The 14,056-nt window shown below is 73.8% G+C and carries 11 protein-coding genes and 1 riboswitch; of the genes, 6 read left to right on the top strand and 5 right to left on the bottom strand.

Annotation, left to right across the window (positions count from 1 at the left end; translation table 11 throughout):
• Nucleotides 1-12: 12 nt before the first annotated feature.
• The gene (locus tag B1A86_RS09635; RefSeq protein ID WP_078025500.1) at nucleotides 13-1,299 is read left to right on the top strand and encodes an AI-2E family transporter; all 1,287 of its coding nucleotides are present in this window, start codon (nucleotides 13-15) and stop codon (nucleotides 1,297-1,299) included.
• Here the strand turns inward: B1A86_RS09635 and B1A86_RS09630 are convergent.
• On the bottom strand, nucleotides 1,265-2,314 hold the full coding sequence (locus B1A86_RS09630) for an agmatine deiminase family protein (protein WP_138976816.1): 1,050 nt from the start codon (nucleotides 2,312-2,314) through the stop codon (nucleotides 1,265-1,267). The genes B1A86_RS09635 and B1A86_RS09630 overlap by 35 nt on opposite strands.
• Nucleotides 2,315-2,445: 131 nt before the next feature.
• Between B1A86_RS09630 and B1A86_RS09625 the strand changes: the two genes are divergently transcribed.
• The 4 genes from B1A86_RS09625 to B1A86_RS09610 all read left to right on the top strand — a co-directional run bounded on the left by B1A86_RS09625 (nucleotide 2,446) and on the right by B1A86_RS09610 (nucleotide 10,054).
• Nucleotides 2,446-6,090, top strand: a complete 3,645-nt coding sequence (locus B1A86_RS09625) for a bifunctional proline dehydrogenase/L-glutamate gamma-semialdehyde dehydrogenase (RefSeq protein ID WP_078025501.1) — start codon at nucleotides 2,446-2,448, stop codon at nucleotides 6,088-6,090.
• 19 nt (nucleotides 6,091-6,109) lie between these two features.
• A complete protein-coding gene (locus B1A86_RS09620) occupies nucleotides 6,110-6,691 on the top strand; it encodes a thioesterase family protein (protein ID WP_036316171.1) in 582 nt (193 codons plus the stop codon).
• A gap of 31 nt (nucleotides 6,692-6,722) precedes the next feature.
• Nucleotides 6,723-8,717: an FMN-binding glutamate synthase family protein gene (locus B1A86_RS09615; protein ID WP_168196736.1), complete on the top strand. Its 1,995-nt coding sequence runs from the start codon at nucleotides 6,723-6,725 to the stop codon at nucleotides 8,715-8,717.
• 116 nt (nucleotides 8,718-8,833) lie between these two features.
• Nucleotides 8,834-10,054, top strand: coding sequence for an MFS transporter (locus tag B1A86_RS09610; RefSeq protein ID WP_138976815.1), 1,221 nt, complete (start codon nucleotides 8,834-8,836; stop codon nucleotides 10,052-10,054).
• Between the two features lie 204 nt (nucleotides 10,055-10,258).
• On the opposite strand, the gene B1A86_RS09605 is transcribed toward B1A86_RS09610, so the two are convergent.
• Both B1A86_RS09605 and B1A86_RS09600 read right to left on the bottom strand, forming a co-directional pair.
• On the bottom strand, nucleotides 10,259-10,462 hold the full coding sequence (locus B1A86_RS09605; RefSeq protein WP_010080175.1) for a cold-shock protein: 204 nt from the start codon (nucleotides 10,460-10,462) through the stop codon (nucleotides 10,259-10,261).
• Between the two features lie 238 nt (nucleotides 10,463-10,700).
• Nucleotides 10,701-11,225 carry a flavin reductase family protein gene (locus B1A86_RS09600; RefSeq protein WP_078025502.1) on the bottom strand — a complete coding sequence of 175 codons (525 nt, stop codon included), beginning with the start codon at nucleotides 11,223-11,225 and terminating at the stop codon, nucleotides 10,701-10,703.
• Nucleotides 11,226-11,298: 73 nt separating this feature from the next.
• Nucleotides 11,299-11,418, bottom strand: a riboswitch (SAM riboswitch).
• 192 nt (nucleotides 11,419-11,610) lie between these two features.
• Between B1A86_RS09600 and B1A86_RS11765 the strand changes: the two genes are divergently transcribed.
• Nucleotides 11,611-12,210, top strand: coding sequence for a hypothetical protein (locus tag B1A86_RS11765; protein WP_246836819.1), 600 nt, complete (start codon nucleotides 11,611-11,613; stop codon nucleotides 12,208-12,210).
• A gap of 47 nt (nucleotides 12,211-12,257) precedes the next feature.
• On the opposite strand, the gene B1A86_RS09585 is transcribed toward B1A86_RS11765, so the two are convergent.
• Nucleotides 12,258-12,626 (bottom strand): RNA-binding S4 domain-containing protein, encoded by a 369-nt coding sequence (locus B1A86_RS09585; RefSeq protein WP_002855797.1) that lies wholly within the window; start codon nucleotides 12,624-12,626, stop codon nucleotides 12,258-12,260.
• Nucleotides 12,627-12,636: 10 nt separating this feature from the next.
• Nucleotides 12,637-13,953, bottom strand: coding sequence for a histidinol dehydrogenase (hisD, locus tag B1A86_RS09580; RefSeq protein ID WP_036338764.1), 1,317 nt, complete (start codon nucleotides 13,951-13,953; stop codon nucleotides 12,637-12,639).
• Nucleotides 13,954-14,056 lie beyond the last annotated feature (103 nt).

Here is a 14,056-nt window from a genome sequence, read left to right as displayed (position 1 = left end):
TAGACTGCCCGCGTGAGCGCCGCACAGCCCGCGGGGGTGACCCCGCCGCCCGCCTCGTCCAGCCCCGCCTCCGACTGGGACATCCGCCGCCCCCACCGCATGTGGCCGCGCATGCTGGTGATCGTCCTGACGCTCGCGGGCCTGGTGCTGGTGGTGCAGTTCTTCCAGGGGATCGCCTCCATCGCGGCGCCTGTGTTCCTGGGGCTGAACCTCGTGATCGTGGCCTACCCCCTGCAGGCCTGGCTCATCCGCCGGGGCCTGCACCCCGTGCTCGGGGCCGCCACCACCGTCCTGCTGGTCGTCGCGGTGATGGCCGTGTTCGGGGGCATGATGGTGTGGTCCGGCCTCGAGCTGGTGGCGGAGCTGCCCAAGTACGCGGACCGCTTCCAGCAGATCGTCCTGGACGTCTCGCACTGGCTCAACGAGCGCGGCGTGACCCCGGACATGGTGTCCCAGCAGCTGGCCTCGATCGACATGAGCGCCGTCACCGGGACGGCCGTCAGCGCCATCACGAAGATCGCCACGAACGTCTACGCGGTCTTCGGCCTGCTCGTCACCGTGATCATGGGCATGTTCTTCTTGGCCATGGACTCGATGGACGTCGAACGCCGCGTCCGCCTGCTCAGCACCGCCCGCCACGAGTTCGGCCACGCCCTGGTCGAGTTCGCCCAGGGCGTGCGCCGCTACTGGGTGGTCACCACGGTGTTCGGCCTGATCGTGGCGGTGCTGGACGTGATTGCCCTCATGCTGATCGGCGTGCCGCTCGCGCTCGTGTGGGGCGTGCTCAGCTTCCTCACCAACTACATCCCGAACATCGGCTTCATCATCGGCCTGCTGCCGCCGGCCGTCCTGGGCCTGGCGGCGGGCGGCTGGTCCGACTTCCTGTGGGTGGTGGTCAGCTACTCGGTGCTGAACTTCGTGCTGCAGTCCGTGATCCAGCCCAAGGTGGCCGGCGACGCGATCGGCGTGATCCCCACCGTCAGCTTCCTCTCCCTGCTCTTCTGGGCCTGGGTCCTCGGCCCGCTCGGCGCCATCCTCGCGCTGCCCTGCACGCTGCTGGCCAAGGCCGTGCTGATCGACGCCGACCCGAACGCCCGCTGGATCAACGCGCTCATCGCCTCGGACCTGAAGGGGATGGAGCGCCGTCAGTCCTCGCTCCTGGAACGGCTGCGCCCGGCGGCCTGGCGCTCGGACGCGCACGGGAAGGACGAGGACCGCGCCCCGACGGACGGCGGGGACGACGACGGCCCCGCGACCGACGAGGTCACGGGCGGGGCTGGAGCAGCACCAGGTCGTTGAGCGCGCCGGCCAGCCGCAGCAGCGGCGGGGCGGGGAACGACAGCTGGGGCCGCCCCGGGTGCAGTGCCGCGCACGCGGCGGCCGCGGCCTCCTCGCCCGCGGCGTCCTCGAACGCCGGCCGCAGCACCGCAGCGCCCAGCGGCAGCGTGTCCAGGAGGGAGCGGGGGCCCCGCTCGGCCGGGTCGTACTCGGCGGGCTGCGCCGCCCCGGTCACCGTGCGCACGCGCAGGGGCCGGCCGGCGGCGTCGTCGGCGCCCTGCAGGAAGCGCAGCGCCGCCGCGGCGTACGGGTGCTCGGGGTTGAACCGGTCGCCGCGCCAGTGCACGGCGGCCTCGCCGTCGCCCTGCAGGCGCACCCACGAGGCCAGGTGACCGGGCCCGCCCCACGGCCCGGTGTCCGGCCGCGGTGCCGGCGGCACCCACAGCACCCGGGTGATCCCCAGCAGGGCGGCGAACTCGGCGGCCACCTGGCCGGGGGTCCACGCGCCGTTGATCCGCCCGTCCAGCACGGGGTCCGCGGCCACCACGGCCGTCCCCTCGCCGTCGCTCACCCAGGCCCCGCGCGGGGCGCACAGCAGGGGGGTGAGCAGCGGCAGTCCCGCCGCCTCCGCCACGGCCGTCGCGGCCGCGCCGTCGAGCGGCCCGGTCCCGGTCAGTCCCGCGGCGCTGCGCCAGGCGACGGCGGCCAGGCCCTCGGGGCGGCGGACGAAGCTCGGCCCGGTGCGGCCCAGCAGCGGTGAGCCCACGGGCGCGCGCAACAGGTCCACCTCCGGGGGCACCAGCCGCGCCGCCCCGGCGTCGCGCGGGTGGGCGAGCACGGTGACCGGCAGCACGGCGGCGAGCGTCTCGGCCAGGCCCACGACGGCGTCCCGCGTCTCCTCCAGCAGCGTCGGCACCGGGTGGCGGTGGGGCAGGACGAGCCAGGCCCGCTCGGGCGGGTCCTCGGGTCCGGGCACGGGCACGACGAGGTCCCGGCGCTCCCGCGCGTCGGTGGGGGCGGGGTCGACGGCGGCCATGGCGGACGGGCTCCTGGGAAGACGGCGGCGACGCGCGGGCGCGCGGCGAGGGGATGTCCATCGAGCATAGGCGTCTGACAGGAAGCCGCGGCGGTTTGACCTGTGACCCGGAACACGTGCAGAGTGCGGCCATGACCGCGATGTTCTCCGCCCAGGACCATGACGATCTCGACCGGGTCCTCAGCGCGACCGGCGGGATCCCCGACCCCGCCGACCTGCACGCCCTCGCCGACGACGCCGTCGCGCAGGTGCGGCGTTGGCTCGCCGAGTCCCGGGACCACGAGGCCGACTTCGCGGCCCGCCAGCTGGCGGGCGCCCTGAAGGAACCGGGCGGCCTCGACTTCATCGTGCGCTTCGTGGACCACGTGGTCCGCCCCGAGGACCCCGCGATCGCCGCCCGGGCGCTGCGGGAGCTCGCCGGTCGCGCCCCCGGCTTCCTGCCCCCGGCCCTGCGCGCCGTCCTCGGCGTCGGCGGCCGCGCGGCCCCGCTCGTGCCGCGCATCGCCGTCCCCACGGCCCGCCGCGTGCTGCGGCACATGGTCTCCCACCTGATCGTCGACGCGCGGGACCGGCAGCTCGGCAAGGCCATCGCGGCCCTGCGTGACGAGCACACCCGGCTGAACATCAACCTGCTGGGCGAGGCGATCCTCGGTCAGGGCGAGGCGGACCGCCGGCTCGAGGGCATCGCCGCGCTGATCCGCCGCGACGACGTCGACTACGTGTCCGTGAAGGTCTCCGCCGCCACCGCCCCGCACGCGCCCTACGCGTTCGACGAGGCCGTCGCGGACATCACCGAGCGGCTCACCCCGCTGTTCGAGCTCGCCCGGGACCGGGACACCTTCATCAACCTGGACATGGAGGAGTACCGCGACCTCGACCTCACGCTCAACGTGTTCACCGCCCTGCTCGAGCAGCCGGGCCTGCGCGACTACGAGGCCGGCATCGTGCTGCAGGCCTACCTGCCGGACGCGCTCGCGGCCATGGTGCGCCTGCAGGAGTGGGCCGCGCGCCGCGTCGCCGCCGGCGGCGCCCCGGTCAAGGTGCGCGTGGTCAAGGGCGCCAACCTGCCCATGGAGCGGATGCAGGCCTCCCTGACGGGCTGGCCGCTGGCCACGGTGGGCTCGAAGCAGGAGGCGGACACCAACTACAAGCGCGTGCTCAACTACGCGCTCACCCCGGAGCATCTGGCCCACGTGCGCATCGGCGTGGCCGGGCACAACCTCTTCGACGTCGCCCTGGCCCACCGGCTGATCGAGCGCCGCGGGCTCGACCCGGCCGCGGTGGAGTTCGAGATGCTGCTCGGCATGGCCACCGGCCAGGCCGCCGCCGTCCGGGCCGACGTCGGCGCCCTGCTGCTCTACACGCCCGTGGTGCGGCCCGAGGAGTTCGACGTGGCGATCTCCTACCTCGTGCGCCGCCTCGAGGAGGGCGCCTCCCCGGAGAACTTCATGTCCGCCGTGTTCGACCTGGACGCGGACGCGGACCTGTTCGCCCGCGAGGAGGAGCGCTTCCGCGCCTCGCTGCGCCACCTGGACGCGGCCGTGCCCCGTCCGAACCGCCTCCAGGACCGGTCCCGCGGGGAGGACGGGCCGACCCCCGCCCCCGTGGACGGCTTCGCCAACACCCCGGACACGGACCCCGCGCTGCCCGGCAACCGGGAGTGGGCCCGCCGGATCCTCGCGGCCGTCCCGGGCTCGGACCTCGGGACGGACACCGTCCGCGCCCACCGCGCCACCACGGCCGACGACGCCCGCGCCGCCATCGCCGCCACCGCCCACCCCGGCGCCCGCTGGGGCGCGCTCACCGGCCACGAGCGCGCCGACGCGCTGGACGCCGTCGGACGGGCCCTGCACGCCGGCCGGGCCCGCCTGCTGGAGGTGGCCGCCGCCGAGACCGGCAAGACCCTGGACCAGGGCGACCCCGAGGTCTCCGAGGCCGTGGACTTCGCGCACTACTACGCGCGCCTGGCCCGCGGCCTGGACGCGGTGGAGGGCGCTCGCGCCGTGCCCGTCCGCCTGACCCTGGTGATCCCGCCGTGGAACTTCCCCGTGGCCATCCCGGTCGGGGGCGTCCTCGCCGCGCTCGGGGCCGGCTCGCCCGTGGTGTTCAAGCCGGCCCCGCAGTCCGAGCGGACGGGCGCGGTCGCGTGGGAGCTGATCGTGGCCGGGCTGCGGGACTCGGGCCTGTTCGACGACGGCGGCCCGCTCGCCGGGCACGACCCCGCGGACCTCGTGCGCCTGGTGACGCTGGCGGACGAGGACGAGGCGGAGGTCGGCGCGGCGCTCGTGACCGACCCGGCCGTCGAGCGGCTCATCCTCACCGGCAGCTGGGACACCGCACGGCTGTTCAAGGGGATGCGCCCCGACCTGCACCTGCTCGCCGAGACCTCCGGCAAGAACGCCGTGATCGTGACCCCGTCCGCGGATCTGGACCTGGCCACGAAGGACGTGGTCCAGTCCGCGTTCGGTCACGCCGGCCAGAAGTGCTCGGCGTCCTCCCTCGTGGTGCTCGTCGGCTCCGTGGGCACCTCCGAGCGCTTCCACCGGCAGCTGCTGGACGCGGCCTCGTCCCTGCACGTGGCGCACCCCGTGGACCCGCGCGCCGAGATGGGCCCCGTGATCGAGGCCCCCGGCGAGAAGCTGCGTCGCGGGCTCACCGAGCTCGGCCCGGGGGAGCGGTGGGCCCTGCGTCCGCGGCAGCTGGACGAGACGGGTCGCCTGTGGAGCCCGGGCATCCGCTCCGGCGTCCGCCCCGGCGCCGACGCCCACCTCACCGAGTACTTCGGCCCCGTGCTGGCCGTGATGACGGCCGAGACGCTCGAGGAGGCGATCGGGATCGTGAACGCCGTGGATTACGGCCTCACCTCCGGGCTGCACTCGCTGGACCGGGAGGAGATCGACGTGTGGCTGCGCGGCGTGCGCGCCGGCAACCTCTACGTGAACCGCGGCATCACCGGGGCCATCGTGCGCCGCCAGCCCTTCGGCGGCTGGAAGCGTTCCGTCGTCGGCCCCACCACGAAGGCCGGCGGGCCGCACTACCTGCATGGCCTCGTGGACTGGGAGGACGCGCCCACGTGGGCCGGGGGAGAGGGACGGCCCGGGGCCGAGGCCGACGGTGCGGGCGCATCCTGGCTCGAGACCGCCCGCGCCCTCGACACCCACGCGTGGACCACCGTGTTCGGGGTGGCCACGGACGTCTCCGCGCTCGAGGCCGAGCGGAACGTGCTGCGTCACGTCCCCACCCCGGTCCTCGTGCGCCGGCACTCGGGGCCCGCCGACCACCTGCTGCGCATCGTCTCCGCCGGCCTGCGCGCCGGGGCGCCCATGACCGTGAGCCTGCGCCCGACCCCCACCGCGGAGGGGCCCGACGCGGACGGACTCTCGGCCGAGGCCGTGCGCGGCCGGGTGGAGAAGCTGGTCCGGTCCGCCCGCACGGAGGGTGCCGGCACGGCCGCGCCGGTGGACGTCGTCGTCGAGGATGACGCCGCGTTCCACGACCGCGCCCGGCGGCTGGCCCTCATCCTGCCCGCGACGGAGGGCGGCGGCGACGCGCGGATCCGGCTCGTCGCCGACTGGACCGGCGACCGGGAGGCGGCCGAGGCGGCGCGGAGCGCGCTGCACGCGGCGCTCGGCGACACCCCCGACGTGGCGGTCTACGCTGGCCCCGTGGTGAGCGCCGGCGAGGTGGAGCTGCTGCCGTTCCTGCACGAACAGGCCGTGTCCGTGACCGCCCACCGGTTCGGCACGCCGGACCATCTGACCGAGGGGGTCCTGTGACCCCGAGGAGGAACCTCCGATGCATCTGATCCCCCGCACGATCTGGGTCGTCGCCCGCGCCCGCCGCCGCCCGCGCGCCGGACTCTGGGAGCCGACGACGCTGCCGATGCGCGCCCTGCCCACGGACGTGGACATGGCCCTGCACGTCAACAACGGCCAGTACTTCGGGCTGTTCGACCTCGGCCGCTTCGACGCGATGGTCCGCACCGGCCTGTGGGACGAGATCCGCCGTCGCGGCTGGACGCCCGTGGTGCAGGCCGAGCAGATTGCGTTCCGCCGCTCGGTGACCCTGGGGCAGCGGTTCGACGTGGAGACGCGGATGATCGGCCTGGATGAGCGCGCGGTGTGGTTCGAGCAGCGCGTGGTGGTCGACGGCGACGTCGCGGTGCGCGCGTACATCTGCACGCGCCTGCGCAAGAAGGACGGCCGCCCCGTGGAGAACGACGAGGTCCGGGCGATCGCGGCGGCGGCCGGCCACGACCTCGCGGGGGAGCCGACGCTGCCGGAGTGGCTGCACGAGTGGCGGCGCAGCGTGGCCCTGCCGTCGGCCCGGACGCCCCTGCCCCACACGTGGGACCTCGACACAGTGCGGCGAGGATGAACGTTCGAGTGATATAGGGCACGATGGTCGGGTGAACAACAGACTCCTGATCGTCGCGACCCTCTCGCTGGCCGCGCTCGTCGTCGTGCTGGTGGCCGCCATCGGCGGCGGCGCGTGGTGGGTGCTGGCGGTGCTCCTGGTGGCGCTGCTCGTGCTCGCCGTGTGGGACATGACCCAGAAGCGGCACGCGATCCTCCGCAACTACCCCGTGCTCGGCCACATGCGGTACCTGCTGGAGTCGATCCGCCCCGAGATCCAGCAGTACTTCATCGAGCGCAACTTCGACGGCAAGCCGTTCGACCGGGACACCCGCTCGATCGTCTACGCCCGTGCGAAGGGCCTGGACAGCCACAAGGCGTTCGGCACCGAGCGGGACACCTCGGAGATCGGCTACGAGTTCCTGTTGCACTCCACCGCCCCGGTCAACCCGCCGGAGGAGCCCCCCACGGTGCGGATCGGCGGCCCGGACTGCCGCCGGCCCGTGGACATCTCGCTGATGAACATCTCGTCCATGTCCTTCGGCTCCCTCTCCGCCAACGCCGTGATCGCCATGAACAAGGGCGCCGGCCTGGGCGGGTTCATCCACGAGACCGGCGAGGGCGGCCTCACCAAGTACCACCGCGGCAACGGCGCGGACCTGTTCTGGGAGATCGGCTCCGGCTACTTCGGCTGCCGCAACGAGGACGGCACCTTCAGCCCGGAGAAGTTCGCCGAGAAGGCGGTGCTGCCCGAGGTCAAGGGCATCACCATCAAGATCTCCCAGGGCGCGAAGCCTGGCCTGGGCGGCATGCTGCCCAAGGAGAAGATCTCCCCCGAGATCGCCGAGGCCCGCGAGATCCCGATGGACAAGGACTGCCTGTCCCCGGCGTCCCACTCCGCGTTCCGCACCCCGCGCGAGATGGTCAAGTTCATCGAGCAGCTCCGTGAGCTCTCGGACGGCAAGCCGATCGGCATCAAGTTCTGCGTGGGCTCCCGCGTGGACGTGCTGGCCATGACCAAGGCCATCTGGGAGGAGCGGATCGCCCCCGACTTCATCATCGTGGACGGCTCCGAGGGCGGCACCGGCGCCGCCCCGCTCGAGTACTCGGACCGCGTGGGCACCCCGCTGACCGAGGGCCTCATGCTCGTGCACAACGCGCTCGTGGGCACCGGCCTGCGCCACATGATCAAGCTCGGCGCGGCCGGCAAGGTCGCCACCGGTTCGGACATCGTCAAGCGTCTGATCCAGGGCGCGGACTTCACCATGTCCGCCCGCGCGATGATGATGGCCACCGGGTGCATCCAGGCGCAGAAGTGCCACACGAACGAGTGCCCCGTGGGGGTGGCCACGCAGGACCCGCGTCTGATGCGCGCCCTCGACGTGGAGGACAAGGGCAACCGCGTCTTCAACTACCACCGCCTGACCGTGCGCGAGGCCGTGCAGATCATGGCGTCCATGGGCCTGACGCATCCGTCCCAGCTGAACACCCGCATGCTGCGCCGCCGCGTGGACCACCTGAGCACCCGCTCGTACGCGTCCATCTACCACTGGCTGCGCACGGACGAGCTGCTCAACGACCCGCCCGCCGGCTGGGCCATGGACTGGGAGGAGGCGGACGCGGACCACTTCGGCGAGCACGCCCGCGTGGACTACCTCACCGAGCGTGACCCCCAGTGGCGCTCCGAGCTGCTGATCCCGGGCCGCGAGGCGGCCGGCGCCCCCGTGCAGGGCTCCCCCATCTCCGGGACGGGCTCCACGCTCGTCGACGCCCGGCGGACCGAGTCCGTGCCGCTGACCACGTCGCCGATGCCGCGCGTCAGCTCGCTGGGTGAGGGCGAGTCGCTGTGCACGCCCGGCGGCCGTCGTCGGGCCCCGCAGGACCCGGCACCCGCCGCCACCGCCGGCGAGACGCCCACCGACGAGAACGAGGGCCTGCCGGCGGAGGCCGGCGAGCGGCCCGAGCGCCAGGACGGCGAGGAGGTCACCCGGCGGGGGACCACCGGCCGCGTCGAGGGCGAGCACCGCGGCGAGGGCCGCGTCGGCTGACCCACCCCCGCAGTCACCCCCGCTTTCGAGGCGGGAAATCCACCTCACACGACGCCCCCGGGCGCCCATGAGATAGATTTCCCGCCTCGTCGCGTGAGGGGTCGTAGCCTGGGGCCGTGACCCTGCCCGCCCCCGCCGCTCGCCGCCCCTCTGCGGCCCTGCTGTGGGTGCTGCTGGCGGCGATGGGCGCCGGGCCCCTGTTCACCTACGGCGTCTCCGCCTCCTCCACGGTCGTGATGGAGCGGCTCGACGTCACCTCGGGCCAGCTCGGCACCGTGATGACGGTCGTGTTCGCCGCGGCCGCCGTCACCTCCCTCGGCCTCGGCCGGGCCGCCGACCGCCTGTCCGCCCGCGCGCAGCTGAGCATCATCTTCGGCGGCACCGCCGCGGCGCTCGTGCTCGGCGCCGTCGCCCCGTCCCTGCCCGTGCTGTACGCGGCGGCCGCCGTCGCGGGCGTCACGCAGGCCATCTCCAACCCCACCACGAACCGGATCATCCGCACCGTGGTGCCGCCGGAGAGGCGCATCGGGTGGGTCGGGGTGAAGCAGTCCGGGGTGCAGGCGGCCCAGCTGGTCGGCGGCCTGTTCTTCCCGGCCGCGTCCCTCGCCCTGGGCTGGACGGGCGCCGCGCTGGGGGCCGCGGTGCTCATCGGGGCGCTCTGGGTGCTCGCCCTGGTCGCCGCCCCGCCGCTGCCCGGGGCGCCGCCGTCGGCCACCGGCCCCGCCGGCGGACGACGACGGCGGGACACCTCGCCCCTGCCGGCCACGGTCTGGTTCTCCGCGGCGATCGCGTTCCTCACCGGCCTGGGCATGCAGGCCACGAACACCTACCTGCCGCTGTTCGCCGTCGAGACGCTGGGGATGACGCTCGTGGCCGGCGGCGCCGCGGCGGCCGTGTCCGGGGTGGTGGGGGTGCTCTCCCGGATCGGGTGGAGTCGGCGGATGAGCTCCGGAGACCGGCCCACCACCCTGCTGACCGTGATCTGCCTGGGTGCCGTGGCCGGCGTCGTGGTGTTCCTCGCCGCGGACCTGCTGGACCTGCCGGCCCTGTTGTGGGTGGGCGCCGCGGTGCACGGCTTGACGGTGCTGGGCGCCAACGTGGTGGTCAACGCGGGCCTGCTGAGCGAGGTGCCGGCCGAGCGGCTCGGCCGTGCGACCGGGGCGAACTCGATGGGCATGTACGCCGGCTTCGCCCTGGGCCCACTGCTGATGGGCGTGCTGCGCGACGTCACGGGCGACTACCGGGCCGGCTTCGCGGTCGTCGCGCTCGGGTATCTGCTGGCCCTGGGCGTGGTGCTGCTGCTGCGTCGCCACGTGGGCCGGCGGGGCGCGGCCTGACGCGCAGGGCCAGGACGAGGCCCACCCCGGAGGACCGCGCCTCAGCGACATCACCGCAGTGCAGCCCTGCGGTGATGTCGCAGCGCCGCGGTCGAACGGGCGTACGGCGGAGTGCGCGGGCGTGCGGGACGCACGGAAGCGCACACGACGACGCCCCCGGTCCGTGCGGACCGGGGGCGTCGTCAGACGTGCGTCAGGCGAAGATCAGAGCTTCGTCACGTTGGCGGCCTGGAGGCCCTTGGGGCCGTCCTGGGTCTCGAACTCGACGCGGTCGTTCTCCTGGAGCTCCTTGAAGCCGTTGCCCTGGATGGCGGAGAAGTGCACGAACACGTCCGCGGAGTTGTCCTCGGGGGCGATGAAGCCGTAGCCCTTCTCAGCGTTGAACCACTTGACAGTACCGACAGCCATGATGGTGTCCTTTCGATGTGCCCCCGCGGTGCGGTGGCGGTGTTGGACCGCGGCCCGGATGTGGGACGCGGGTGAAGCGGCGAGACTGAACCGCTTGCCCAACACTCATCGACGCCGGCGATGCCGGGCTGACGAGCAGTGAAGATGGCGGGATACAGCTTGATCAACTTCAGGCTCCATCATTGCACGGATCTCGCCGACCGGGAACCAGGGGCCCGATTGTTCACCTGGAGTTCGCTCAGAGCGCGCGCAGGCCGTGGAAGAGATTGCGGTGCAGGGCGGCCGGGGGAGCGGCGTCCGTGTGATCCGCGAAGGCCGTCACCTCCAGCAGCACCACCGTGTGGTCGCCCGCCGGGACCTCGGCGTGCACCCGCGTCTCGAGCCAGAGCGAGGAGCCCCCGATCAGCAGGGCGTCGTGCGGGCTGCGGTGCACGTCCAGACCGGCGAAGCGGTCGCCCTCGCGGGAGGCCAGCTGACGGCACAGCGGCGTCTGGTCCGCCGCGAGCAGGGAGACGCCGATCGCCCCGGCCCGGCGCAGGCGCGGCCAGGTGCGGGAGCTGTTCTGTGCGGAGAAGGACACGAGGGCCGGCTCCCAGGAGATGCCCACGCCGAAGGACGAGGACACCATCACCTCGGGGACGTCGTCGGCGAGGCCCGCCAGCGCGACGACCCCGGTGGGGAAGGCCGAGAGGCCGGAGCGGAGGTTGCCGAGGGACAGGTCGGTGTCCCACGCGGCGGTGTGGGGTTCGTGGGTCAGGGTCATGGCGCGCGTCCTCTTCCGATGACTGACGCGGCTCCGCAGACGGCGGGAACGCGGATCGCCCGGATCCGCGGAGGCGCGGTACTTGCCCGTCGGGGTGTCCGAGGGGCCGAATCATCACCTGGAGCACCCCACTACTGCGTGAGAGGGTTGCCGTCCCGCCGGCCAGGGCCGTGAATGACGGGAACTCGTGATTCTGGGGATCAGCCTACGGAGGGGTCCGTGGGGTGGTCAAAGCGCGGCGGTCGCGCGGCGTCATCCGAGCTGCCCGATGTGATGCTTGACACACCGCGCATCGCCAGCCAGGATCAAGCCACTCGAGAGGGGGGCTCGAGACCGCAGCCCGCGGCCCCGCAGTCGGTTCTCTGAGAGGGATCGGATCATGCGGATGGACATCGAGAAGAAGCGTGCGGCATTGTCGGCCGCCGTGGTCGTCGCGGCTCTCCTCGGTACCGCCATCTCGGGATGCTCCGCGTCCCCGGGCAGCGTCTCCTCCACCGCTGCGGCGTCCTCCGTCACCCCGACGTCAGCGGCCCCCTCGGCAACCCGGTCGGCCTCCGCCACCGGTTCGTCCGCGTCGTCACCCGCCGGTGAAGAAGCACTCCCCGCCGCGCTGTTCGAGGAGGACGGGATGACGTTGGTCGAGTACACGCGCCGGCATCCGGATGCGGACCATCTCGACCCGGAGAAGGAGTCCGTCCTGGAGGAGGCGGTCGGGACGGGCACACAGCAGATCACCGTGGACGCTCAACAGGGTGCGGTCCTTCGGGTCATCGTGCTGTGTCCTTCGGATGCCACCGGTGAGACGGAGATCCTGACCTCACGGGGTGGCGGGGGAACGAAGACCTGGATGGCCGGATCGGAGGCGCTGTGCGGCGGCTGGTCGGCGGCGACTCCCCCCGTGGATGAGGCGGGGCCGATGACGTTCACCGTCACGGTGGACAACGACAAGCCGTTCCGGATGGTGCTGACCGCACCCTCCGCATGAGGCCGCCATCACGACGGCGGATGACGGCGCGGGGAGGACTGAGACGCTCAGCGTCGGTCGCGGCCGCGCAGCGCGTCCAGCTGCCGGCGGTCCCGCTTGGTGGGCCGGCCCGCGCCCCGCTCGCGGTACGGCACCGCGAGCAGCTCACGCGGCACGGGCGGCGGGGAGTGGTCCACGTACTGCTGCCGGGCCACGGGGGCGCCCACCCGCTTGGCGATCAGCCCCGTGACCTCGAGGATCCGCTCGCGTCCGTCCTGGCGCACCCGCACCCGGTTCCCGACGACGACGGGCGTCGCCGCCTTCACGGGCTCGCCGTCGATGCGCACGTGGCCCGCGCGCACGGCCGCCGTGGCCGCCGACCGGGTCTTGTACAGCCGCACGGCCCACAGCCACGCGTCGATGCGGACGCCGCTCACGCCCGCCCCCTCACGCGAAGCGGGCGCGGATCGCGGCGCCGTGCGCGGGCAGGCGCTCGTCCTCGGCCAGCACGCCGATCCCGTCCGCGACCTCCTCGAGCCCGGTCTCCGTGTAGCGGATGCGCTGCTGCAGGCGCAGGAACGTCACGGTGTTCAGACCGGAGGAGTGCCGGGCCGTCCCCGAGGTGGGGAGCACATGGTTGGACCCGGCCGAGTAGTCGCCCAGCGGCACGGGGGCGTACGGGCCCACGAACACGGCGCCAGCGTTGCGGATGCGCCCCACGAGGGCCTCGGGGTCGCGCGTCTGGATCTCGAGGTGTTCGGTGGCGTAGCGGTCGGAGACCTCCACGGCCTGGTCCATGTCCCGCACCAGCAGCACGCCGGACTGGGGGCCGGTGAGGGCCTCGCGGATCTGATCCTCGTGGAACGCCCCGGGCACCTGCGCCTCGATCGCCGCCTGCACGTCCCGGAGCAGGTCCTCGGAATCGGTGATGAGCACGGAGGCGGCCAGCGGGTCGTGCTCGGACTGGCTGATCAGGTCCGCGGCCACCCAGTCGGCGCGGGCGGTGCCGTCCGCGATCACGGCGATCTCGCTCGGCCCGGCCTCGGCGTCCACGCCGATCACGCCCTGCAGGGCGCGCTTCGCGGCGGCCACGTACACGTTGCCGGGCCCCGTCACCAGGTCGACGGGCGCGCAGAGCCACCCGCCGTCGTCGTCCTGGACGCCGTGCGCCAGCATGGCCACGGCCTGGGCGCCGCCGGCCGCGTAGACCTCGTCCACGCCGAGCAGCGCGCACGCGGCGAGCACGGTGGGGTGGGGCAGGCCGCCGTGGTCCCGCTGCGGGGGTGAGGTCACCGCGAGGCTCCCCACGCCGGCGGCCTGCGCGGGCACCACGTTCATCACCACCGAGGAGGGGTACACGGCGCGGCCGCCGGGCACGTACAGGCCCACGCGGCCCACGGGGATCCAGTGGTTCTCCACGACGGCGCCCTCGCCGAGCTCGACCGTGGAGTCCTGGGGGTGCTGGGCGGCGTGCACGAGCCGGGCCCGGCGGATCGACTCCTCCAGGGCGGCACGCACCCGCGGGTCGAGCCCGGCCAGGGCGGCCTCGAGCGCCTCCCCGGGCACGCGCAGGGCGGGCGGACGGACGCCGTCGAACCGCTCGGCCAGGTCCAGCAGGGTCTGCTCACCGCCGTGGCGGACCTGCTCGATGATCGGGGCGATCACCGGCACCACGGAGGACACGTCCACGTTCGCCCGCGGGATGATGCGGGACAGGTCCGCGGTGGCGGTGTCGAGCGGGCGCAGGTCGGTGACGGAGAGCACGGATTCCTCCAGAGGGGCGGTGGCGGGCCGGCGGGACGGGGCACGACGACGGCCGGGCCCGGACCGCGCGGACGGTCAGGCTCCATTGTGCTCTTCTCCGGGG

The organism is Micrococcus sp. KBS0714 (assembly GCF_002008305.4).
In the GTDB taxonomy this organism is placed as follows: Bacteria; Actinomycetota; Actinomycetes; order Actinomycetales; family Micrococcaceae; genus Micrococcus; species Micrococcus luteus.
Note: the sequence above shows the minus strand (reverse complement) of the source record. Positions and strands in the feature narration are given on the sequence as shown.